We start from the raw sequence: 24,081 nt of genomic DNA on the forward strand, positions 1-24,081 counted from the left end.
ACGGTGCGCGTCAGCACTCGGAGAATCGTCGCAGAGCCAGCCGGCTCGGCGAGGCGCTCTATCTGTATGGCTTCAATGTGGCCAGGGCGTTCAGGAGGTCCTGGTCCGCAAAGAGAGTGAGGCACCATTTCTTCAGTTGGCCATGGATGGCTTCAACTTGCTCGTCCTCGGTGGCTGCATCCGATATCACTTCCCCAAGGGACCTTCTGATCAGGATGAGCGTGTGCTTGTTGTTGTTGCCTGGTTGATTTTTCGTATGAACCACAGCGCCCTGTCTCCGAAGCTCGGCAGCACGCAGTTCCAACAGTTCAAGCACTTTGGTTGGCGAAGGATTGGCAGCTGGGTCAGCGTGGATTCGAATTGCCAGATCGATCCCTTTTTCGGGTTTGAGCAGTTGAACGCCATGGTCCGTAGGGTCGTACAAGAAGCCGATCGCTATTGCCGGCTTCCAGGAACTCTCTGAGAAGACAATGGCTGTGCGCCCCCAGGCGTCGGTGATTTTGGGCGCGTAATGGAATTTTTGGGGAACAGAGCTCCAGTCGTACTCGTTCAGCAGGCGCTGGCAGTATCTGTCCAATTGCCGCTTGAACCCACGCGAGGCGAGGAAAGCTTGCATTTCTTGGATCGTGATCGCCTTTCCTGGGGCCAAACCTTCCTTTTTCATAAAATCCAGGAACTCCTCGAGCGTGCGATCTTTTGATTCGATGGCAAACAGGACGCGATATACGTCGCGCCAAAGAACGGTCTTGTATGACAGGCCATCAAATTCCGCTTTCGGGAATTTGTCGGCGACCCTCTTCTCTTGTGCGCTCACACAGACAAACGCCAAAAAGCGCCGTTCGCCTGTTCCCTTAAGCTTTGCGTATCTCTTAAGCTGAGGCAGGCTGCAGGGCGAATCCCACTTGTGCTCAACGACCAGGTTGAAGGTTTTCTCTCCGGCGTCGCATCCGGAAACGTGTACATCCGGGTAGATCGATGAGTGGTTTTCGCCATCGATGTGCGTCAGGCGTGTGTTTATTTCAGCAGAACTTGTTGAGATTTCTCCGCTGGTCAGCAGTTTCACCCATTCGCGCATCGCGACAGGATTCTTCTTCAGCGTGTAAACCAGAGCCTCCGTCAGGAAGTTTTCCTTGGGCGAATGCCCGTCGCGTACCCTGAAGGAAAAAAGCGCTTTGAACAGGTTTAGTTCGTCAGGAGAAGGAATCGAAATTGCGCTGCCTGGTTCGGCAGTTTCAAAATTCATGGCTTAAAGCACCGGACCAGTTTCATATCATTGCTATAAGCGTATCCACGATGCCTGCCTATCGTCGACACCCGTCCGCTTTTGGTGGTTTGTCGCCGCAACGAAGCGTTTGCTGTGACCGGAGTGTGATCGGCAGCGAACTGAAGCGCTTTCAAGTGAGGCTTGAGCCTGATTTTCTCAGATAGATCGAAGGAAGGATGGTGGGCGTGACAAGGATTGAACTTGTGACCCCTGCAATGTCAATGCAGTGCTCTCCCGCTGAGCTACACGCCCATCCGACGCCGCGCATACACCACTTTTGATCCGGCACGTCAATAGCGGGAATGTGGAAAGACGGCTTCCGTTTGTCGCATCGGCGAAGTGCCTGCCGATGCACGGCCCGATACGGGCCGGAGGCGGCTAAAGCGCGTCGCGATCTTTCAGATTCGCTCCATGCGCTTTAGCTTTTTTGATTTTGCGCATGTCTTCGTCCCGAAACCGGTTACCACTTTCGGGAGACATGCTTTAGGCCGCCTGCAGCATCTTCTCGACCTCGTTGACGAGATCGCGCAGGTGGAAGGGCTTCGACAGCACCTTGGCGTCCTTGGGCGCCTTCGAATCAGGATTGAGCGCGACAGCGGCGAAGCCGGTGATGAACATCACCTTGAGGTCGGGATCGATCTCGGTGGCGCGGCGGGCGAGCTCGATGCCGTCCATTTCCGGCATGACGATATCGGTCAAGAGCAGCGAAAAGGGTTCTTCGCGCAGCCGCTCATAGGCGCTGGCGCCATTGTCGAAATCGCTTACCTGGTAGCCGGCGCGTTCCAGCGCCTTGACGAGGAAGCGGCGCATATCATCATCGTCTTCCGCCAGCAGAATGCGTGCCATCATATCCCGTCCGAATCACCCGCCCCAAGCCTGCCGCCGGGCAAGGCCGTTAACCATCCTGTATATGAGGTGGAGCCGGTAAACATCAAGTGAATGAAGGGCATCCAAGATGCGGTTCGCAGCACCGTTTTGCTGCCTGAAATGCTGGACATGCCGCACGCAAGGTGGCAAGTTTTACGTCATGATGCAGTGCTGTTTCCTGGTTCGCACAAATTGAAGACGGCAGCCGAGGATTTTTCGGTCGTTCCACCCTTCGAAATCCGATCGGGCGCCGAGCAGCGCGTCCCCTTCCTGTTCAACTCACCGCATAGCGGCCGCCATTATCCGGAGCGGTTCCTGGCCATGGCGCGGCTCGACCGCAACGCCATCCGCCGGTCGGAGGACTGCTATGTCGAGGAACTCTTCGGCGGCGCCGTGCCGCTCGGCGCGCCGTTGCTGGCGGCGAACTTTCCGCGTGCCTATCTCGACGTCAACCGCGAGCCCTGGGAGCTCGATCCGCGCATGTTCGCGGAGCCGGTGCCGTCCTTCTGCAACATCCGCTCGGCGCGCGTCGCCGGCGGGTTGGGCACGGTGCCCAAGCTGGTCGGCGAAGGGCTGGATATCTATCCCGGCCGGCTGCCTTTGGCCGAGGCAGTGGGACGCATCGAGGCGGTATACAAACCTTATCACGAGACGCTGAAGCGGCTCCTGACCAGGACGCATGCCAGGTTCGGCTATGCCGTGCTGATCGACTGCCACTCGATGCCGGCCTCGATCCGCGTCGGCGACAATGGCGCGCGGCCCGACTTCATCATCGGCGACCGGTTCGGCATCTCGGCCTCGCCGGCGCTCACCGAGATGGCGATCAGCCTGCTTGTCGGCATGGGGTATACGGTCGCGCACAACAAGCCCTATGCCGGCGGGTTCATCACCGAGCATTACGGCCGACCGGCGCGGCATCTGCATGCGCTGCAGATCGAGGTCAATCGCGGGCTTTACATGGATGAGCGGACATTCCAGAAATCGGCCGGTTTCGACGCCCTGGCCTGCGACCTGACCCGCTTCTCGGCCGACCTGATGTCGATGCCCGACTATCATTTCGTCGATTTGCCGCTCGCGGCGGAATGACGGCGCGGTCGGCGCGCCTGAGTTCTTAATAAACGCAATTCCAGACGGAAAACGCTTCACGCTTTTTCGGGAATTGCCCGAAAAAAAGACCGCATCGTTTTCACGACACGGTCGAAGTCTAGGGAGGAAACGCCCAAGGAGGGCATGGACAGGAAAACCTGTCCGATGACAAAATTATTGTGCGGCGCACAAATGTCAATCGACAGCAGGATTTTTTAATTCAATATGATGTGGAAATTCCGCTTCGACGGTTCAGATGTGACATTAGGGCAACAGAAAACGGGCGCCTGACCATCGTCAGCGCGCCTGTTCTACCGAGAAAGAGCGGCTGGCAAAGGCCGCGACGGGGAGAGTGAATTGGATATCAGCACCGATTTCATGCGGCGCATAGCGCATGCCGCCGCCGCGGAAACCTTGCCGCGCTTCCGCAGCCAGGGGGCGGTCGCCAACAAGGAGGCGGGAAGCTTCGACCCGGTCACGGAGGCCGATCGCGAAGCCGAGCGTGCGATCCGGGCGCTGATCTCCGCCGAATATCCCGAGCACGGCATCCTCGGCGAAGAGCATGGCAGCCAGAACATCACCAACCGGCATGTCTGGGTGATCGACCCGATCGACGGCACCCGCGCCTTCATTTCCGGCCTTCCGGTCTGGGGAACGCTGGTCGGGTTGACCGCCGACGGCGACGCGGTCGCCGGCATGATGTCGCAACCCTTCACCGGCGAGCTGTTCTATGCCAACGCCTCCGGCTCGCACTACGAAGGACCGGGCGGGCCGCGCAGGCTCTCGACCCGCAAGACGACCGAGCTCTCGCAAGCGACGCTGTTCACGACCACGCCCGCCCTGTTCAAGGGCGAAGCGCGCAAGCGCTACGACCAGTTCGAGACGAAGGTCCAGCTCGCCCGCTACGGAACCGACTGCTACGCCTTCGCCATGGTGGCCGCGGGCTGTGTCGACATCGTCGCCGATCCGGGCTTGAAGCCCTACGACATCGTCGCGCTGATCCCGATCATCGAGAAGGCCGGCGGCGTCGTCACCACTTTCGAAGGCGGCCCGGCGGAGAAGGGCGGCGATATATTGGCCGCGGCGACACCGGAGCTGCACGCCGCGGCAATGGCGGCGCTGCGCGGTTGATCCGCCGCGGCCTGGTTGCGATCGCGATCAGGGAGCGTCGCCGGTGCCCGGAATGAAGGCATCGAAGGCGGCGAGCAGCTGCTCGCGATAGATGTCCTTCTCCTGCAGGAGTTCGTGCTCAGCGCCGTCGATCATCAACAGCGAGCCGACGCGCAGTTTCCTGGCATAGGCCTCCACGGCCTTGGTCGAGACCACCCGGTCGGCGCCGGCGGCCACGATCAGCGTCGGCACCCGGACCCTTGCCATGAAATCCGGATCGCTGACGGCTTGCGCGGCGGCGGCCGCGGCCTTCAGCCAGCGGATGGTCGGACCGCCGAGCGCGAGCTGCGGCCAGGCTTCATAGATTCCGACATTGCGGCGGTAACGCGCCGGGTCCGAGGTCACCTTGTTCACCTCGAAAGGCGGCGGCACTTTCGGTCGCGGACCGATCGCCGCGTAGAGCCAGCCGAGGCCAAGCGCGCAGAAGATCGCGCAGACGCGCCGCACCGTGGCTATCGAGACCGGCATGTCCGGCACCTCCAGAAAAGGCGCCAGCAGCACCATGCGCCGCACCCGATTGACCATGGACGGCGAGGCAAGCAGCGCAATCACCGCCCCGGTCGAGTGGGCGAGGATGTAATAGGGGCCGCGGCAGTCGGGCAGCACGATCTCTTCGAAAAATTGCTCCAAGTCGCGCGTATAGTCGCGGAAGCTGCGGACATGGCCGCGCTGACGGTCGCGCAGCAGACGGCTGGAATCGCCCTGGCCCCGCCAGTCGAGGATCGCGACGCCGAAGCCGCGATCGGCGAGGTCGCGGATGGTCTCGAAATATTTCTCGATGCACTCGTTGCGTCCGGTCAGCAGAACCACCGTGCCCAGCAGCGGGCGGGCGACCGCTGCGAAGACGCCGTAGCGGATCTTCTTGCCGTCACGCGTGGTGAAGAAGCCGCCCGCCGCGTTCTGCGGCGCGGGATTGTCCTCGGTCAGATGGAAAAGATCCGTCATTCGGCGCGTCGTTGCCTGTTCTTTGCCCGGACGGGCGAGGCGTTGGCATGGTGATAGACGGCCGGGCGGCAAAAGCAAAGGCGTCGCGAGGCGTTACGCGGCAACTCGCAAAGGGAAGGCCGGAAGTGCCTGCGGCGCACTTCCGGCCTCTGTCGATCCGGGAGGAAGGGACGTTGCACCCGGTTCGGCCTCGTCGCGGTGCCGGGATCAAGGCGCCGCTTGTCTCTTTGTCTTGACGCAATTCTGCGCAAAGCGCCTCGCGCTTTTCCCGAATTGCCTGACTTGACCGAAACCTAACAAAGCCCGGGTGAACGGATGCCGAAGCCTGAGTTCATCCGCCGTTCATCAACATGGCGGTTTTGCGTCGATCAAAAAGCCTTGAAATGGCTTTCTCCGCTTCCCAAATGAAGTTTGCGGCCGCCGATGTCGGGGCCGCTGGCCTATCCGGAACGCCTTTCGAGGGTTTCGCACCAGGTCATACGCAAACCATGTTGCTCAACAGGAGAACACCTCATGCGTCACGTTGATTTTTCCCCGCTTTATCGTTCGACCGTCGGCTTCGACCGGCTGTTCACCATGCTCGATTCGCTCGGCCAGCCCGAGACCGCGCAGACCTACCCGCCCTATAACATCGAGCGCACCGGCGAGAACGCCTATCGCATCTCGATGGCCGTTGCCGGCTTCTCGGAAGACGAGATTTCGATCGAAGCTCACCGCAACGTGCTGACCGTCAAGGGCGAGCGCAAGGAAGAGGGCAATGGCGAGGGTTCCGAGCTGCTCTATCGCGGCATTGCCTCGCGCGCCTTCGAGCGCCGCTTCCAGCTCGCCGACCACGTCGAAGTGGAAGGCGCCACGCTGAAGAACGGCCTGCTCTTCGTCGACCTCAAGCGCAACATTCCCGAGGAGCTGAAGCCGCGCAAGATCGCGATCACCTCGTCCTCGGACAAGGCCAAGCAGATCGAAGCCAAGGCCGCCGCGTAATCCGCGGGCTCCATCACAGACAACGTCTCCCCCCGAGACGGAAGCGGCGCCGAGAGGCGCCGCTTTTCGTTGTGCCAACCGGCAACGACCGTTCTGGCACATTACCGGCGCTTTGCCGCGACAACGGCCTCCACGTTCTGTCGGTGCACGGGTTCATAAGGCGCAAAATATTCAACCGCCGTCGTTGAAAACATGTCGGCGCCGAAGGTCTTCAGATCCTGTTTCGCCAAATCGGGGTCTTGCCGGCAGGCAAGCAGCTTTCGCACATAGGCTTCCGTCGCCGTGATGAAGCTTCTGTCATAGCCACCGGCCTTGATTGTCTCGAAGGAACCATGATTGGGCAGGATCCGATCGAATCCCCAACCGGACATGCGCTCGAGGTCGATCAAGTGCTCCTCCAGACGCTCTGGCTCAGAGACATAGGTGATGGAATCCTCCAGCGTGTCGCCGGCCAGCAGCAAGCCGGCATCGGGCATCAGCAGCACCGTGCCGTCATGGCTGTGGATTTCCACCTGGCGCAGTTCGATCGCGATCGTTCCGACCCGCAGGCTCAGGCTGTTGTCGAATATCCTGTTGGGCAGCACGAGCGGCTTGATCGGCGGATTGCCGCCCTCGATCTCGGCGCGGCCGCGTTCAAGCGCCGATGCGGTGAGGCTATTGGCGATGATCTCGCAGTCCTGGAACACTTCGTTGCCGGCGATATGGTCGTCATGCCAGTGGCTGAGCACGACGCGTATCGACGTCACACCCATCTCTTCAAGCGTGCGCCGGATGAAGCGGGCATGGGCGAGCGAGATATGCGTGTCATAGACAAGCGCCTGCGATCCATCGACGATCGCATAGGTGCAGATGCCGAGCGTGTAGGCGCCGTCGTCGAGCCAATTCGGCTCGTCCGACCGGATACGAACCCCGTCGACGCGGCCGTCGTAGAAGCCCAGCACGTTCGGCGCCGGACGAACCAGCCGCATGGTCGAGCCGAGAGGCGGCCTGGTCATCGGCTCACCTCAACTCAAGCCAGTAGCTTACCGAGGCGTTCGATCTCCTCGGTCGCGGTCGCGAAGCTGGCGACGAAGCGGTAGATCGCTTCATTGTCGCCGAGGTGCCCGTCGAACCCCGAAGGCACGCCCCATTCGTAGAATTTGGCGCCTGCCGTCCGCAGCTTCTCGGCTGTCTCGCGGTTGAGGATCGCGAACACCTCATTGGCCTGCGGCAGCCAGGCGAGCCTGCCTGCCGGCGCATCCTCGACGGTCTCGGCCAGGTGCGCGGCCATCTGATTGGCGTGGCCTGCCATCCGCAGCCACAGATCGTCGTTGAAATAGGCTTCGAACTGGGCCGAGATGAAGCGCGCCTTGGAAAAAGTCTGCCCGGCGCGCTGGCGCAACAGGCGCAATTCCTTGCCGACATCCGGATTGAGGATCACCACCGCGTCGGCCATCCAGCAGCCGTTCTTGGTGGCGCCGAAGGAGATGAGGTCGACGCCGCTCTTCCAGGTCATCTCGGCCGGGCTGACACCGGTCGCCGCGATCGCATTGGCAAAGCGCGCGCCGTCCATGTGGAGCGGCAGCTTGTGGCGGCGGCTGACCTCAGCGATCGCCTTGACGTCGTCGACGCTGTAGACCGTGCCGACCTCGGTCGCCTGGGTGAGGGTGACCGCCATCGGCTGGCCGGCGGGAGCAAGGTCCTGCGAATAGCGCCTGATGGCGCGGTCGAGCGCCTCCGGGTTCATGCGCCCCAGCGGTCCGGACACCGGCGCCGTGCGCGCGCCGCCGGTGTAGGAACCCATCGCGCCGAACTCGTCGACATTCATATGCGCTTCGGAGTGGCAAAGCGCGATGCCGCCGATGCGGTTCAGCCCGGCCATCGAAAGCGCATTAGCCGCGGTGCCGGTCGCGACGAAGAAGACCTGAACCTCGCGCTCGAAGATCTCGTTGAAGCGGCGATAGACGGCGCGGTCCAGATCGCCGTCGCCATAGGCGGTGGCCGTGCCGGCGGCGTGGCGGGAGAGATTGGCCGAAATGTCGGGATGCACGCCCGCCCAGTTGTCGGATGCAAAGAACATCGAGAGGTCCGTATTGTGGTTGCCAAAAGCGGCGGGACTTGACCGCTTCGGCGGAAGAAGCGCAAGGGCCAATCGCCGGCAAAGCGGTGAAGCCAGCGCATCACCTCAAAAGAGCCGGACCAAAGCTTGCGTTTGCAGCGTTCGTCACGAAATTTTGTGTCGCGGCGCGCCCAAGTTTTTTGTGAATCGGTCTTGTGTAGGTCCCTGATTTCTGCCATAAAAAATTTAGGACAGTAGTGCTGTCTTATTTTGTCGCACAAAACAGGCTGGACTGGCGTATCATTGCTGCCATTCCGGCCATTGTCGCGAGCGGCGGGTAGACGGCCCGGCTCTAGCCTGTACGATACCGGATGCGAACCGGGCGTATAGCCGTATGGTTCGGTAGATTTCGCGAGACGTGCAGCAGGACGAAGGGGAAGCCTTGTGCTTCCCAAGGCAAACCAGCGCCCTCAGACAGTCAGGGCCAAGGTGGAGAACGGAGGATAGGACGATGACGGAACTGACGCCATCTGCGATCTACGGCCAGGCCGCGCAGACGAAAGCGGCAGCCGTTAAAAATACCGTCCTGACCAAAGCCGGCCGAATCACCAACGGCCCTGCCGCCCAGGGCCTCTATGATCCGCGCAACGAGCATGACGCCTGCGGCGTCGGCTTCATCGCCAACATGAAGGGCGTGAAGTCGCACCGGATCGTCGAGGACGGTCTGGCGATGCTGGAAAACCTCACCCATCGCGGCGCCGTCGGCGCCGACCCGCTGGTCGGCGACGGCGCAGGCGTGCTGGTGCAGATCCCGGACGCCTTCTTCCGCGAGGAAATGGCCGCCAAGGGCGTCGAGCTGCCGCCGGCCGGCCAGTACGGCGTCGGCCACTGGTTCATGCCGCAGGACGCGGCGCTTCGCGCGCATATCGAAGAGATCATCGCCGAATCGGCGCAGTCGGAAGGGCTGCCGCTCATCGGCTTCCGCGACGTGCCGGTCGACAATTCGTCGCTGTCCAAGGCGCCCGATATCGTGGCTTCCGAGCCTTTCCACCGGCAGGTGTTCATCGGCCGCACGGCCGACATTCCGGATGACGAGGAATATGAGGCGCGGCTTTATCTGCTGCGCAAGGTGATCTCTGGCCGCATCTACGCCGAGAACGACAACAAGGACATCGGCGCCTATTGCGTGTCGCTCTCGGCGCGCACCCTTGTCTACAAGGGCATGTTCCTCGCCTACCAGGTCGGCGCCTACTACAAGGACCTCAAGGATCCGCGCTTCGAAACGGCGCTGATCCTCGTTCACCAGCGCTTCTCGACCAACACTTTCCCGTCGTGGAAGCTGGCGCATCCCTACCGCATGGTCGCGCACAACGGCGAGATCAACACCGTGCGCGGCAACAACAACTGGATGGCGGCACGCCAGGCCTCGGTCGATTCCGAGCTGTTCGGCAACAACATCTCGAAGCTGTGGCCCATCTCCTATGAGGGCCAGTCGGACACGGCGTGCTTCGACAACGCGCTCGAGTTCCTGTTCCAGGGCGGCTATTCGCTCACCCACGCCATGATGATGCTGATCCCGGAAGCCTGGGCCGGCAACAAGCTCATGGACGCCGACCGCAAGGCTTTCTACGAGTACCATGCGGCGCTGATGGAGCCGTGGGACGGACCGGCGGCGGTGGTGTTCACCGACGGCCGCCAGATCGGCGCCACGCTCGACCGCAACGGCCTGCGCCCGGCGCGCTATATCGTCACCGACGACGACCGCGTGATCATGGCGTCGGAAGCCGGCGCGCTGCCGGTGCCGGAGGAGAAGATCGTGCAGAAGTGGCGGCTGCAGCCCGGCCGCATGCTGCTGATCGATCTTGCCAAGGGCCGCATCGTTTCCGACGAGGAGATCAAGTCGGAGATCGCGACCAGGCATCCCTACAAGACCTGGCTCGCCAACACGCAGCTGATCCTGGAAGACCTCAAGCCGGTAGAGCCGCGCGCGCTGCGCAAGGATGTCAGCCTGCTCGATCGCCAGCAGTCCTTCGGCTACACGCAGGAGGACACCAAGCTCCTGATGGCGCCGATGGCGACCACGGGCCAGGAAGCCGTCGGCTCGATGGGCACCGACACGCCGATCTCGGCGATGTCGGACAAGTCGAAGCTGCTCTATACCTATTTCAAGCAGAACTTCGCCCAGGTCACCAACCCGCCGATCGACCCGATCCGCGAGGAGCTGGTGATGAGCCTGGTGTCCTTCATCGGGCCGCGGCCGAACATCTTCGACCTGGTCGGCACGTCGCGGCGCAAGCGGCTCGAAGTGCGCCAGCCGATCCTGACCAATGGCGATCTGGAAAAGATCCGCTCGATCGGCCACACCGAGGACCGTTTCGATACCAAGACGATCGACATCACATACGGCTCGAACGAGGGCGCTGCCGGCATGCAGGGCGCCATCGACCGGCTCTGCGAGCGGGCCGAGGCGGCGGTCGCTGGTGGCTACAACATCATCATCCTGTCCGACCGTCAGGTCGGGCCCGACCGCATCGCCATTCCAGCCCTTCTGGCCACGGCGGCGGTGCACCATCACCTGATCCGCAAGGGGTTGCGCACGTCGGTCGGCCTCGTCGTCGAATCCGGCGAGCCGCGCGAAGTGCATCATTTCTGCTGCCTCGCTGGGTATGGCGCCGAGGCGATCAATCCTTATCTTGCCTTCGACACGCTGCTCGACATGCACAAGCGCGGCGAGCTGCCGGCCGAGGTCGACGAATACGAGGTGGTCTCGCGCTATATCAAGTCGATCGGCAAGGGCATCCTCAAGGTGATGTCCAAGATGGGCATCTCGACCTACCAGTCCTATTGCGGCGCGCAGATCTTCGACGCCATCGGGCTGAAGTCCGATTTCGTCGAGAAGTATTTCACCGGCACGGCGACGCTGATCGAGGGCGTCGGCCTGGACGAGATCGCCACCGAGACGCTCAGCCGCCACTCGGACGCCTTCGGCAGCGATCCGGTGCTGCGCAACAGCCTCGAGGTTGGCGGCGAATACATGTTCCGCATGCGCGGCGAGGCGCATATGTGGTCGCCGGATGCGGTCGCTACCTTGCAGCATGCCGTGCGGCAGGGCTCCTGGGACACGTTCAAGGCCTATTCGGCTCAGATCGACAGCGCGACCGCGCGGGCACAAACCATCCGCGGCCTGTTCAAGATCAAGCTGGCCGAAGAAACCGGCCGCAAGAAGGTCGCGCTCGAGGACGTCATGCCGGCGGCCGAGATCGTCAAGCGCTTCTCGACCGGGGCGATGTCGTTCGGCTCGATCTCCAGGGAAGCGCACACCACGCTGGCGCGCGCCATGAACCAGATCGGCGGCAAGTCGAACACCGGCGAGGGTGGCGAAGAGGCCGACCGTTATCTGCCGCTGCCCGGCGGCGGCAAGAACCCGGAACGCTCGGCGATCAAGCAGGTCGCTTCGGGGCGCTTCGGCGTCACGGCGGAATATCTGGTCAATTCCGACGTCATGCAGATCAAGGTGGCCCAGGGCGCCAAGCCCGGCGAGGGCGGCCAGCTGCCCGGCCACAAGGTCGACGCCACCATCGCCAAGGTCAGGCACTCGACGCCCGGCGTCGGCCTGATCTCGCCGCCGCCGCATCACGACATCTACTCGATCGAGGATCTGGCGCAGCTGATCTACGACCTGAAGAACGTCAATCCGGCGGCCGATGTCTCGGTCAAGCTGGTGTCGGAAGTCGGCGTCGGCACGGTCGCGGCGGGCGTCGCCAAGGCGCGCGCCGACCACATCACCATCTCCGGCTATGACGGCGGCACCGGCGCTTCGCCGCTGACCTCGCTCAAGCATGCCGGCAGCCCGTGGGAAATGGGCCTGGCCGAGACGCACCAGACGCTGGTGCTCAACGGCCTGCGCTCCCGCGTCGCGTTGCAGGTCGATGGCGGGTTGCGCACCGGGCGCGACGTCATCATCGGCGCGCTGCTCGGCGCCGACGAGTTCGGCTTCTCGACCGCGCCGCTGATCGCGGCCGGCTGCATCATGATGCGCAAGTGCCATCTGAACACCTGCCCGGTGGGCGTGGCGACGCAGGATCCGGTGCTGCGCAAGCGCTTCAAGGGCACGCCGGAGCACGTCATCAACTTCTTCTTCTATGTGGCGGAAGAGGTGCGGGCGTTGCTTGCCGAAATGGGCTTCACCCATCTCGACCAGATCATCGGCGACAGCGACCTCCTGGAAAAGCGCGACGTGATCCAGCACTGGAAGGCGCGCGGGCTCGACTTCTCGAAGATGTTCTTCAAGCCCGACGCGCCGCATGAGGCGCTGCACTGGACCGAGCGGCAGAAGCATCCGATCGACGACGTGCTCGACCGCAAGCTGATCGAGCTGGCCAAGCCGGCGCTCGACGCCAAGCAGCCCGTCACCATCGAGCTGCCGATCCGCAACGTCGACCGCTCTGCCGGCGCGATGCTGTCGGGCGAGGTGGCCAAACGCTTCAAGCACAAGGGCCTGCGGGAGGACACCATCCAGGTGAAGCTGACCGGCACGGCCGGCCAGTCCTTCGGCGCGTTTCTCGCGCGCGGCGTGTCGTTCGAGCTGGTCGGCGCCGGCAACGACTATGTCGGCAAGGGCCTGTCGGGCGGCCGCATCGTCATCCGCCCGCCGGAAGAAGCCAAGATCGTGGCTGCCGACTCGATCATCGTCGGCAACACGGTGCTCTATGGCGCCACCGAGGGCGAGGCTTACTTCGCGGGTGTCGCCGGCGAGCGCTTCGCCGTGCGCAATTCGGGCGTGGCGGCTGTCGTCGAGGGCGTCGGCGACCATGGCTGCGAATACATGACCGGCGGCATCGTGGTCGTGCTCGGCAAGACCGGGCGCAACTTCGCGGCCGGCATGTCGGGCGGCGTCGCCTATGTGCTGGACGAGAAGGGCGATTTCGCCGAGCGCTGCAACATGGCGATGGTCGAGCTCGAGCCGGTTCCGGAAGAGGACGATTTGATGGAGAAGCTGCTCCATCACGGCGGCGACCTCGACCACAAGGGCCGCGTCGACGTGTCGGGCGACATGACCAGCCATGACGAGGAACGGCTCTACCAGCTGATCTCGAACCACGTGCATTACACCGGCTCGGTGCGCGGCCGCGAGATCTTGGACGACTGGCAGAACTTCCGGCCGAAATTCCGCAAGATCATGCCGGTGGAATATCGCCGCGCCTTGATCGAGATGGAACGCATGCGCATGAGCGTGGCTGCGGAATAAGCATCGGGCATGGCCGGAAAGATGACTTTCCGGCCGGCATCCTCACCAACAATCCTGACCCCGAGAGCATGATCCCGAAAAGTGGGAACTCGGCGAAGGCCATGCTCCAACAAGGTGCGGTTGCCATGGCGGCCTTATGGGGTTAACGGGTGCGCGACAAAGGCGTGCCTTCGGACAGCAGGGACTGGACTATGGGCAAGGTAACAGGCTTTCTCGAGATCGACCGGCAGGTGCACAAGTACCAGCCTGCCTCGGACCGCATCAGGCATTTCCGCGAATTCACGCTGCCGATGTCGGACAAGGAGGTCGAGAAACAGGCCGCGCGCTGCATGGATTGCGGCATTCCGTTCTGCCATGGGCCGACCGGCTGCCCGATCCACAACCAGATCCCGGACTGGAACGACCTCGTCTACAATGGCGACTGGGACAGCGCGATCCGCAACCTGCATTCGACCAACAATTTCCCGGAATTCACCGGCCGGATCTGCCCGGCGCCCTGCGAGGAAGCCTGCACGCTGAACCTCGAGGACATTCCGGTCGCCATCAAGACGGTCGAGCAGGCGATCGCCGACAAGGCCTATGAAACCGGCCATATCCGACCCTATCCGCCGGAGAAGAAGACCGGCAAGCGGGTTGCCGTCATCGGCTCCGGACCGTCCGGCATGGCGGCCGCCCAGCAGCTTGGCCGCGCCGGCCATGACGTGCATGTCTATGAGCGCGAGAGCCGCCCCGGCGGCCTCATGCGCTACGGCATCCCCGACTTCAAGATCGAGAAGCACTATATCGACCGGCGCATCGAGCAGATGCAGGGTGAGGGCGTGACCTTCCATTGCGGCGTCAATGTCGGCGTCGACATGAAGGCGGCCGAGCTCATCGATGAATTCGACGCCGTGCTCTATTGCGGCGGCTCGGAAACGCCGCGTCCGGCCGGCATTCCGGGGGCCGATCTCAGCGGCGTCTACGACGCGATGCCTTATCTGGTGCAGCAGAACCGCCGCGTCGGCGGCGAGCCGATCCAGTCGGTGGCCTGGCCCTCGCATCCGATCATCGCCGGCGGCCAGCATGTCGTGGTGGTCGGCGGCGGCGACACCGCGTCCGATTGTATCGGCACCGCCTTCCGCCAGGGCGCGGTGCGCGTGACGCAGCTCGACATCCGTCCGCAGCCGCCCGAGAAGGAAGACAAGCTCTCCGTATGGCCCTATTGGGCGACCAAGATGCGCACGTCCTCCTCGCAGGCCGAGGGCGCCGAGCGCGAATTCCAGGTGGCGACGCTCGAATTCATCGGCGAGGACGGCCAGCTGACCGGCGTGCGCTGCTGCGAGGTGGACGAGAAGCGCAAGCCGATCGCCGGCAGCGAATTCGTCATCCGCGCCGACCTCGCCTTCATCGCCATCGGCTTTGCCGGCCCGGCGGGCGACAGCCTGATGAAGGAGCTGGACGGCAAGATCAAGGTCGTCACCGACAGCCGCCGCTCTCGGAATGTCGAGGCCAACGATCGCGACTACAGGACCAGCGTCGACAAGCTCTATGCCGCGGGCGACGTGCGCCGCGGCCAGTCGCTGGTGGTCTGGGCGATCCGCGAAGGCCGCCAGGCGGCGCGCTCGATCGATGAGGCATTGATGGGGTCGACGGTACTGCCGCGCTGAGACCGTTTAGAAATTCTACTCCTGCGGCCAGCTGATGGCGTTTTCTGCGCTTCCGGTGCTCACGTACGACAACGTACGCTCCGCTCCGGTTCTCGAAAACACCACCATCTGACTCACAGGAGCGAATTTCTGAAACGGTCTCCGAGCCGATGAGCTACTGATTGATGCCCGTCGTCGTATCGGGCTGAGAGGCGGCGGTCGGCTTCGGCGGCCAGGAAAAATCGTCGGCGCGCCCGGGCGAGGCGGCGGGAGCCTTGCCTTCCAGGATCAGCTTTTCGCCGGGCAGATTCGGATCGGCCTTGGCCGGCTGCGCGGCACCCAGCAGTTCGGTGCCTCCGTCGAGCGCCGGGTCGCCGAGCAGCATCGGCGCGGTGCGGTCGACGATGATGGGCGCGGCGGCGGGCTTCGGCGCCTCGACCGGAGCGCCGGCCGGCGCCGACACGGTGGTGATGCTTCCCGGCGCCGCCAGGCCGAGGATCTTTGCCAACGGCTTTTCCGTGTAGAAAGCGAGCTTGCGCTTGCCGGCCTTGGTGACGTTGATGCCGTCGTCGGAGCGCAGGCGCACCGGCTGGCCGTTGATGTCCGGGCCTGTGGTGACGAACGCGCCGTTCTCGTCAACGAAGCCGTCCCAGACATCGACGAACTCGCCGCCATGGCTTTGGGCGGCCGAGTGATAGATGTCGTTGAAGGCGAGCATGTCGGAGTTCATCTTCGACACACCGAAAGCCGGCATGCCGACCCACAGGAACGGCACCTTGGTCTCCTGAAGGGCCTTGCCTAGCGCATCGGTGCGGCGCTCATATTCCTTGGTCCAGTTCTCCGAGCGCGGCTGCTCGCGCACGTCGCCGACCTTCATCTGCTGCCGGTCGTTGGAACCCAGCATGATGATCACAGCCGCCGGTTTCTCGGTTTCGATCAGCGATTTTATCTGGGCTGGCCAATTGTAGACGTCGTCGCGAACGAAACCGGAGGAACCGTTGGAGCGGGCGACGATCCTGACGGCGGGATTGTCGGCAAAGGCCGTGTCCAAGCCCTCCGCCAGCCCGCCCGCCAGAAAATCGCCGACCACCAGCACGACGCGGGCGTCGTTCGTCTTCTCGACGATCGGCGTCTCGGGCTCCGTCGGCGGGCGCGGCTTGGGCTTCTTCTTGGGTTTCGACCTTGGCTGCACTTCGATGGGCGGTTCGATGCGTTCGCTGCGGCGCGGAAACAGAAGGTCGCGCAGCGACCAGCCACGGCTTTCCTCCTGCGCGAACGCAGGGGCGTGGAAAGCGCCGGCGGCGGTGACGACAAGCACGGCAAGGGCAAGAATCAGGACGGGCGCCCGGCGAATGCTCTGCCTGATACGCGCAACCGACACCAAACAACTCTCCATCCCTTGGCGCATGACCAGGCAGACGCGGGAAAGTCATGCGCAAGCCGAAGCGCTACAGCATCCTTGCCGTCTTTGAAAGGATGCCTGGCGATTCCGCGAGTTCTACTGCTTGCGGAGCCATTTGAGCACTTCAAGGCTCGGATAGCCATCCTGCGTCAAGCCAACCTTGGCCTGATAGGCCATGATGGCGGCCCTCGAGCTGTCGCCGATCTTGCCGTCGAATTTGCCCTCATAATAGCCGTGCTCGGAAAGCCGCTTCTGCAGCTCCTGCCGCTCCTCGAAGCTGAGCTTGGTGAAGGGGCGTTGCCAGTCCTGCACCAGGCCGGTGCCGCCGGCGATCTCGTCGGCGAGCAGGCCGACGGCCAAGGCGTATTTGTCGGCATTGTTGTAGGCCTTGATGACCGAGAAATTCCGGATCATCAGGAAGGCGGGGCCGCCCCGGCCGTCCGGCACTTTCAGTGTCGCCTTGTCGGTCAGGTTCTTGAACGGCTTACCGCTGGCCCTGACGACCCCCAGAGCCTGCCACTGGGCGATTGTCTTTGCGCCGCCGGGCAGCTTGCCGTCCGGAATGGTCACCTCGTAGCCCCAGGTCTTGCCTGCCTGCCAGCCATTCTTCATGAGCAGATTGGCGGAGGTCGCCAGCGCATCTGGGATCGAGTTCCAGATATCGCGCCTGCCGTTGCCGTCCATGTCGACGGCATAGCGCTGATAGCTGGTCGGGATGAACTGGGTCTGGCCCATCGCGCCGGCCCAGGAGCCCATCAGATGGCTCTCGTCGATGTCGCCGGTCTGCAGGATCTTCAGCGCCGCGATCAGCTGCGTGCGGGCATATTTCGAGCGCTTCGCGTCGCCATAGGCGAGGGTGGAAAGCGAACGGATGACATTGCGCATGATGTCGTCGCGCTTGAGGATCTCGCCATAGTTCGATTCCATCGACCAGATGGCCAAAAGGATGTTGCGGTCGACACCGAACCGCGCCTCGATGCGATCGAGCCAAGGCTTCCATTTCTTCGCCATGGCGCGGCCGTTGGCCACCGACTGGTCATGCACGCGATTGTCGAAATAATCCCAGGCGGGGGCGGTGAATTCCGGCTGGGTGCGGGCCTTTTCCAGCACGACCGGATCGGGCTCGATACCTCTCATGGCCTGATCGTAGACAGCGCCCGAAACGCCGCCTGCCATCGCGGTGGCGCGGAAGCCGGCAACCCACTGGCGGAACCCGGCATCGGCGAAAGCGGGTCCGGCGGGCACCAGCAGGGCCAATGTCAGGCCGGCTGCGGTCGCCAGTGCCGTCAGGCGCCTCGCGGTGTTGCGAACGGACATCATTTCCTCCTTCGTCAAATCAGGAAGGATCATTCAACGCCGAACCGGGTTAGTATTTAGTTTACCATAGGTGCCGCCGGGAACGAAAAGAGGTGTCGCGGCTTTTAGCTCACATTCAACCTGGCCGTTCGGTAGCCCACCATTCCGGCGTGAAAATGATTCCGGCGTGAAAATGTTTGGGGGGATTGCGGAGCGTGCCGCCGAGCGGATAATTGGCGAAAAGCAGGGGTGTCAGCATGAAGCGCGTTCGCAAGGCAGTTTTCCCGGTCGCCGGCCTCGGCACGCGGTTCCTCCCGGCCACCAAGGCCATTCCGAAGGAAATGCTGACCGTCGTCGACCGGCCGGTCATCCAGTATGTGGTCGACGAGGCGCGCGAGGCCGGCATCGAGCATTTCATCTTCGTGACAGGGCGCAACAAGGCGGTCATCGAGGACCATTTCGACGTCCAGTTCGAGCTCTATGACACGCTCGCCCAGCGCGGCAAGGACGACCAGCTCGCCCGCCTGCAGCGGCTGCAGCCGGCGCCGGGTCAGACGAGCTTCACGCGCCAGCAGGTGCCGATGGGTCTCGGCCACGCCGTCTGGTGCGCCCGCGAGCTGGTCGGCGACGAGCCCTTCGCGCTGCTTCTGCCGGACATGATCATGCAGTCGGAAAAGAGCTGCATGAAGGACATGGTCGAGCTCTATGCCGAGACCGGCAACAACATTATCGCGGTGCAGGAATGCGACCCGGCCGAGGCGCATAAATACGGCATTGTCGGCCGCGGCGAGGACACCCATCACGGCTTTCGCATCACTGGCATGGTGGAGAAGCCGAAACAGGGCACAGCACCCTCCAATCTTTACATCAACGGCCGCTATATCCTGCAGCCGGAAATCTTCGGCATCCTGGAGAGCCAGGAACGCGGCGCCGGCAACGAGATCCAGCTGACCGACGCGATGCTGAAGCTGGAGAAGAAGCAGCCCTTCTATGGCTACCATTATAAGGGACGCACCTTCGACTGCGGCTCGCCGGAAGGTTTCGTCGAGGCCAATGTCGCCTTCGCGCTGTGGCGCAGCGACATGAACGCAAGCATGGCCGGCGTCATCCGCACGCTGCTGGATGAAGTGCGGCCGGTCGAGCGCCGCGAGGTCGCTTCCTAGGTGGTGTGGGCAAATTCCGCATACCACCGTAGCCCCGAGCGCCCCTTGGGGCCGGCAGGGAGCAGGGCGCGAGGCCGACGACGGAGTGGACTCAAGGCTTCGCAATGACGCGAGGGCCGCTGCTTCGATAGGGCCTTGGCCGACGAATTTTCGAGGAGGGTTTGAGCTTCTTGTTCGTTCCTTCGTCACGACGCCGAAACCCAAACCCTCCTCAATTCACAACCCGAAATGTTTACCATAGACGATGATGGACGAGAGATGTCGTCAAGACCTGATGAACGAGAGCAGGTCGGGGTTGAGGACATCCGCATGCGTGGTGAGCATGCCGTGGGGATAGCCGGGATAAGTCTTCAGCGACCCGTTCTTCAGCAGGTTGACCGCACGCGGCACTGAACTTGCGAACGGGACGACTTGATCGGCCTCGCCGTGCATCACCAGCACCGGCACGGTGATCTTCTTGAGGTCTTCGGTATAGTCTTCGAGCCAGGAGTCGACAGTCGCGTAGTGAGCGAGGGCACCGCCGGCCATGCCTTGGCGCCACCAGTTCGCAATGATTGCCTCCGAAGGCTTGGCCCCATCTAGGTTGTAGCCGTAGAACGGATTCTCAGGAACGAAACGGTAGAACTCCGCCCGGTTGGCCAGCACGCCTGCCCGGATCGCTTCGAACCACTCCGGCGGTTGACCGGCCGGGTTGTCCTCGCTCCGGTACATGTTCGGCGTCAGTGAAGCGACCAGCACCGCCTTCGCGACGCGCTCCTGGTGGCGAGCGACATAGCGCGCCACCTCACCGCCACCTGTCGAGTGCCCGATATGGATCGCGTCGCGCAGGTTGAGGTGTTCAGTCAGGGCCGCGAGGTCGGCAACCCAGTGGTCCATGTCGTTGCCGGTGCTGGGCTGGTCGGACCGGCCGTGGCCGCGCCGGTCGTGGGCGATCACCCGATACCCGTGATGAAGGAAGAACGTCATCTGGGCATCCCAGTCGTCCGCTGTCAGCGGCCAACCGTGGCTGAAGACGATCGGCTGACCCGAGCCCCAGTCCTTGTAGAAGATGTTCACGCCGTCTGTAGTGGTGATCGTAGGCATTGTTCAGTTCCTTTCGATTGGCCGCGGATGAGAGTCATCGCTCGCTGGCGCGGCGTTCCAGCGATGATCCAGCGACTTAAGATGACCAGTCGTCTATTAATTGCCCAAAATGCTTAAGTCAGCAAAGAGGGCAAAACAAAGCGCTCGAAGCTGTCGAAGGGCGCCCGGCTACGTTCGACCTTGGCCCGCATGACCGCCCCTTCGAACGTGTCGATCAGCGCGACGGCAAGCTGCCCTGGATCCTTTCCGGCCGACAATTCCCCATTCTCCTGCGCCTCCCGCAGGCATGAGGCAAGCGCGGCCGACCACTCGCGATAGATCGCCGCAAGCTTGATCCGCACATCCTCGCTCGTCGGCGTGACCTCCAGCGCCATATTCCCGATCAGGCAGCCGACCGCATAGCGGCGGCGCTCGTGAAACTCGGCAAGCCCGGCGAAATAGCGCGTGATGCGCGACAAGGGCGGCGTTTGGCCTTGATTCAAAATGGCCCCAAACTCAGCGACAACCGCCTCCCAATATTCGGTCAGTACCGCGACGGCGAAGGCTTCCTTGCTGTCGAAGTAATTATAGAACGAACCCTTGGGCACGCCGGCTGCCGCGGTGATCTCCTGCACGCCGGTGGCGTTGAAGCCGCGGGTGCTCACAAGGTCTCCCCCTTTTTCCAGGAGGCGCGATCGCGTTTCGGGATTGGCTGGTCTAGGCATGGATTAATATATGACCGGTCGTCTTATTATCGTCAAGCGGTTTTTTTGGCGCTTTCGGTGCTCACGTATCTTAAGTACGCTCCGCTCCGGTTATCGGAAGCCGTTGCTCTCGACTCGGCCTGACCTGAATCTCGGCATGGGCTTGGCCTTCGCTACCGCTCAGCGCTGGACCTTCAGACCGAGATAGACGCTGTTGGCCGTGTAGTCGCGGCCGACCAGGTTGCTGGTCAGCTTCTCGGTCCTGACGCGGGTGGTAAGCCCGGCATAGCGGTTGAGCCACCAGGTCAGTCCGGCTTCGGCGCTCAGGATCAGGTCGTGGCCGTCGGAGCCGGTATAGTCGCGCCAGTCGAGGCCGAGCGCGGTGTTCGCCGTCAGGTTGGCGCGGATTTGGCGCTCGCCGGTCAGACGGCCGGAGTAGAGGATATCGCCGCTCTCGCCGGCGTTCGTTGTCGTCTCCACGCTGGTCTTGCCGGTTAGCCCGATCGTGGTGCCGCGCTCGGGTGACCATTTGAGGTCGGCGTTGATGCTTGGGCCGGCCACCGCCGGCAGGCGGCTGTCATCGATCGCTTCGCGCAGCCAGCCGACGGAGAATTCGCCGGACAGCTTCTCGCCCATGTCGAGCTCGAGGCCGGCGCGCGCGCCAAGCCTGGTCGAGGACCTTTGGAAGCCGTCGGTGTCGGTGCGCAGGTCATAGACGCGCCGCCCGGCCTCGACTTCCGTGAAGGGCGTCAGCGCGGGCGAGACCTCGTAACCAGCGCGCAAGGTCGCGGTGTAGAGCGTGGAGTCGCGATCCTTCTGCGACACGGTGGTGCCGTTGGAGAGCTCGGCATCGCCGTAGAAATCATGCGAAATCGCCCCGGTCAGCGCATAGCGCATCTTGCCGACAGTCTTTTCGAGACCGAGGCTGCCGTCCACGGTCTGGCGCAGCGGCTGCGAGGTGACGCCGGCGATCGCATCCGGCGAGGAAGCCGATTCGGGCGCCGCCTCGTAACCTAGCTTGGCGATGGCGCGCAGCTCGTTGTCGAGATCGACATTGAGCTGGCCTTCGATGCGGCCCTGCGCGTCGTTGATCTTTTGGCCCGAGACGGTGTTGCGGAACTGGCCGTAACCGGTGATCAAAGCCGAATTCTCGCGCCAGTCGGAGGTCGCGGTGAAACGCAGCGCAGTCTCCGACAGGACGGCCGATTTGCCGGTGCTGCTGGAATCGGCATTGGATGTCGCGGTGAAGCCTTGCTCGAGCGTCGGCCGGAACAGAAACGTGCCGATCCTGACGCCGGGAGCAGCGAACGGATCTTCCTCCGGCTTGACCTTCTGTCCATCGATCGATCCGGTACGCTCCTGGCCCGGGTCGAGCTTTTGCTTGTCGACGCTGTCGATGGTGACGGCGCGGCGGTTGCTGCTGTCGTCGTCGGCCGCTGCCGCATCAGCCTTGTCGCCTGCGGAAGCGGTCGCGGCAGTGGTGGTGCTGTCAGTGGCCTCGCCCGCTTTCTTCTTAGCCTTCTTCTTGTCAGCGGTCTTGGTGTTCGCCTTGGTGTCGGTCTTGGCGTCCTGAGCGCGCTGCCTTGCCGTCGAAGGCCGGCGCGGCTTTGTCGGCGCTGTCGTGTCGGCCAGCGGATCGGTGGCTGCCTGCGGCTGGTCGAAGATGCTGTCCGACGCACCCGCCGTCTGGCCGTCATCGGGAACGGCGCCGGGGCTTGCCGGTTGGTAGGTCGTCGGCGCCGTGTCCTGGACGGCCGCGGCGGGAGCGTTCTGATCCTGCGACCCTTGCGCCCGCAATTGCCTGGCCTTGCGCTGCTGGTCGGCAAGTATCGCCGACTCGGAAACCTCGCCGCGCAGCTCGGTTTCCTGCGAAAATGCCGGCGCCGGACGCAGCAAGGCAAGCGCGCTCGCCGTCAGCAGCAGTGCTGCGACGGCAATGCCCCTCCGACCGATTTTCGCTTCAGGCTGGCCCCCGGACATCGTCACCACTGCTTGCGCGGCGCGGTTGCGCCATACTTACCGAACCGTAAATGCGGATGGTTAACGGAGGGTTGAGAGAGCCCCCTCGGAAGCCTTCCGAGGGGCGGCTCAAGGCAATTCTGTTGGACAATTCTGTTGGACAGGGGCGCGGCAAAGCGCTAATCGCTTCGCCCATGCATGCGGGGTCCCCAGAAAGAAAGCAGCCCAACAGGCAGGCTGCGATCGAATCGGCGCTGAGAACGGTGGCGACGGAGCAGGCCGGCATGGCGGCCCTGGCCGCCGGGCTCGCAAACGGACTGGCCGAGCCCTTTGCGGCGGCCATCGACCTGATTTCGCGGATCGACGGCCGCGTCATCGTCACCGGCGTCGGCAAGAGCGGCCATATCGGCTCCAAGATCGCCGCCACGCTGGCCTCGACCGGCACGCCAGCCTTTTTTGTCCATCCGGCGGAGGCCAATCACGGCGATCTCGGCATGATCGCCCGGGACGACGCCATCATTGCCATGTCCTGGTCGGGCGAGAGCAAGGAATTGATGGGCATCGTCGCCTATTCCAGGCGCTTTTCCATCCCGCTGATCGCCATCACGTCGGGCGAGAGCTCGGCGCTGGCTCGGGCCGCCGATGTCGTGCTGCTGCTGCCGCCCGTGCCCGAGGCCTGTCCGCACGGGCTGGCCCCCACAACCTCCGCCCTGCTGCAGCTCGTCATGGGGGATGCCTTGGCGATCGCGCTGCTCGAGGCGCGCGGTTTCACGCCGGACCATTTCCGCACCTTCCATCCTGGCGGACAGCTCGGCGCCAATCTGACCCAGCTGCGCGAGATCATGCATGTCGGCGAAAGGCTGCCGTTGGTGCCTTCAGGCACCGGCATGCAGGAGGCGATCCTGGAATTGTCGCGCAAGGGTTTCGGCTGCGTGGCGATCACCGGCGCCGACGGCGCGCTGGTCGGCATCGTCACCGACGGCGACATCCGCCGCCACATTGCAAGCGACCTCCTGACGATGAGCGTCGATCAGGTGATGACCAGGAAGCCGAAGACGGCCAGCCCGGACACGCTGGTGGCGACGGCGCTGCAGACCATCAACACATCCGAAATCACCAGCCTCATGGTCGTCGAAGGCGGACGCCCGGTCGGACTGGTGCATCTGCATGATCTGCTGCGCATCGGCGCCGCCTAGGATTCATTGATATTCAGGTGAGACCGGCCTGCAAATGGCGGCTTCCTGCGCTTCCGGTGCTCACGTACTTAAGTA

The 24,081-nt window shown here is 63.3% G+C and carries 17 protein-coding genes and 1 tRNA gene; 7 read left to right on the forward strand and 11 right to left on the reverse strand.

What is annotated here, in order from left to right; all coding sequences use genetic code 11:
• Positions 1–58: 58 nt before the first annotated feature.
• The 3 genes from EN862_RS02185 to EN862_RS02195 form a co-directional block, all read right to left on the reverse strand.
• Positions 59–1,243 carry a hypothetical protein gene (locus EN862_RS02185; RefSeq protein ID WP_127864242.1) on the reverse strand — a complete coding sequence of 395 codons (1,185 nt, stop codon included), beginning with the start codon at positions 1,241–1,243 and terminating at the stop codon, positions 59–61.
• 198 nt (positions 1,244–1,441) lie between these two features.
• A tRNA-Val gene (locus tag EN862_RS02190) sits at positions 1,442–1,516 on the reverse strand.
• A gap of 231 nt (positions 1,517–1,747) precedes the next feature.
• The gene (locus EN862_RS02195) at positions 1,748–2,110 is read right to left on the reverse strand and encodes a response regulator (RefSeq protein WP_006199474.1); all 363 of its coding nucleotides are present in this window, start codon (positions 2,108–2,110) and stop codon (positions 1,748–1,750) included.
• Positions 2,111–2,260: 150 nt separating this feature from the next.
• Between EN862_RS02195 and EN862_RS02200 the strand changes: the two genes are divergently transcribed.
• Positions 2,261–3,217 carry an N-formylglutamate amidohydrolase gene (locus tag EN862_RS02200; RefSeq protein WP_127864243.1) on the forward strand — a complete coding sequence of 319 codons (957 nt, stop codon included), beginning with the start codon at positions 2,261–2,263 and terminating at the stop codon, positions 3,215–3,217.
• 357 nt (positions 3,218–3,574) lie between these two features.
• Entirely contained in the window at positions 3,575–4,348 is a 774-nt protein-coding gene (gene hisN / locus EN862_RS02205) for a histidinol-phosphatase (protein ID WP_127864244.1), read from the forward strand.
• 27 nt (positions 4,349–4,375) lie between these two features.
• On the opposite strand, the gene EN862_RS02210 is transcribed toward hisN, so the two are convergent.
• Positions 4,376–5,332 (reverse strand): alpha/beta hydrolase, encoded by a 957-nt coding sequence (locus EN862_RS02210; RefSeq protein WP_127864245.1) that lies wholly within the window; start codon positions 5,330–5,332, stop codon positions 4,376–4,378.
• A gap of 513 nt (positions 5,333–5,845) precedes the next feature.
• On the opposite strand from EN862_RS02210, the gene EN862_RS02215 reads away from it, so the two are divergent.
• Entirely contained in the window at positions 5,846–6,313 is a 468-nt protein-coding gene (locus tag EN862_RS02215; protein WP_095806478.1) for an Hsp20 family protein, read from the forward strand.
• 101 nt (positions 6,314–6,414) lie between these two features.
• Here EN862_RS02215 and EN862_RS02220 read toward each other — a convergent pair whose 3' ends face one another.
• Together EN862_RS02220 and EN862_RS02225 are read right to left on the reverse strand one after the other, a co-directional pair.
• A complete protein-coding gene (locus EN862_RS02220) occupies positions 6,415–7,308 on the reverse strand; it encodes an MBL fold metallo-hydrolase (RefSeq protein WP_127864246.1) in 894 nt (297 codons plus the stop codon).
• A 14-nt stretch (positions 7,309–7,322) separates the two neighbouring features.
• Positions 7,323–8,372: a low specificity L-threonine aldolase gene (locus EN862_RS02225; protein ID WP_127864247.1), complete on the reverse strand. Its 1,050-nt coding sequence runs from the start codon at positions 8,370–8,372 to the stop codon at positions 7,323–7,325.
• Between the two features lie 490 nt (positions 8,373–8,862).
• Between EN862_RS02225 and gltB the strand changes: the two genes are divergently transcribed.
• Both gltB and EN862_RS02235 read left to right on the forward strand, forming a co-directional pair.
• Positions 8,863–13,599 carry a glutamate synthase large subunit gene (gene gltB, locus EN862_RS02230; RefSeq protein ID WP_127864248.1) on the forward strand — a complete coding sequence of 1,579 codons (4,737 nt, stop codon included), beginning with the start codon at positions 8,863–8,865 and terminating at the stop codon, positions 13,597–13,599.
• 191 nt (positions 13,600–13,790) lie between these two features.
• The gene (locus EN862_RS02235) at positions 13,791–15,245 is read left to right on the forward strand and encodes a glutamate synthase subunit beta (protein WP_127864249.1); all 1,455 of its coding nucleotides are present in this window, start codon (positions 13,791–13,793) and stop codon (positions 15,243–15,245) included.
• A gap of 154 nt (positions 15,246–15,399) precedes the next feature.
• Here EN862_RS02235 and EN862_RS02240 read toward each other — a convergent pair whose 3' ends face one another.
• Positions 15,400–16,608, reverse strand: coding sequence for a DUF459 domain-containing protein (locus tag EN862_RS02240; RefSeq protein ID WP_127864250.1), 1,209 nt, complete (start codon positions 16,606–16,608; stop codon positions 15,400–15,402).
• Between the two features lie 114 nt (positions 16,609–16,722).
• Entirely contained in the window at positions 16,723–17,943 is a 1,221-nt protein-coding gene (locus tag EN862_RS02245; protein WP_127864251.1) for a lytic murein transglycosylase, read from the reverse strand.
• A 236-nt stretch (positions 17,944–18,179) separates the two neighbouring features.
• On the opposite strand from EN862_RS02245, the gene galU reads away from it, so the two are divergent.
• Positions 18,180–19,085: a UTP--glucose-1-phosphate uridylyltransferase GalU gene (galU, locus tag EN862_RS02250; RefSeq protein ID WP_127864252.1), complete on the forward strand. Its 906-nt coding sequence runs from the start codon at positions 18,180–18,182 to the stop codon at positions 19,083–19,085.
• A 264-nt stretch (positions 19,086–19,349) separates the two neighbouring features.
• Here galU and EN862_RS02255 read toward each other — a convergent pair whose 3' ends face one another.
• The 3 genes from EN862_RS02255 to EN862_RS02265 form a co-directional block, all read right to left on the reverse strand.
• Positions 19,350–20,168, reverse strand: coding sequence for an alpha/beta hydrolase (locus EN862_RS02255; protein WP_127864253.1), 819 nt, complete (start codon positions 20,166–20,168; stop codon positions 19,350–19,352).
• A 113-nt stretch (positions 20,169–20,281) separates the two neighbouring features.
• Positions 20,282–20,812 (reverse strand): TetR/AcrR family transcriptional regulator, encoded by a 531-nt coding sequence (locus EN862_RS02260; protein WP_245519474.1) that lies wholly within the window; start codon positions 20,810–20,812, stop codon positions 20,282–20,284.
• A 219-nt stretch (positions 20,813–21,031) separates the two neighbouring features.
• Positions 21,032–22,831 (reverse strand): outer membrane beta-barrel protein, encoded by a 1,800-nt coding sequence (locus EN862_RS02265; RefSeq protein ID WP_127864255.1) that lies wholly within the window; start codon positions 22,829–22,831, stop codon positions 21,032–21,034.
• A gap of 173 nt (positions 22,832–23,004) precedes the next feature.
• Here EN862_RS02265 and EN862_RS02270 point away from each other — a divergent pair, with 173 nt between their 5' ends.
• Positions 23,005–24,006, forward strand: coding sequence for a KpsF/GutQ family sugar-phosphate isomerase (locus EN862_RS02270; protein WP_127864816.1), 1,002 nt, complete (start codon positions 23,005–23,007; stop codon positions 24,004–24,006).
• Positions 24,007–24,081 lie beyond the last annotated feature (75 nt).

This window comes from Mesorhizobium sp. M2E.F.Ca.ET.219.01.1.1, from assembly GCF_004016445.2.
Taxonomy (GTDB): domain Bacteria; phylum Pseudomonadota; class Alphaproteobacteria; order Rhizobiales; family Rhizobiaceae; genus Mesorhizobium.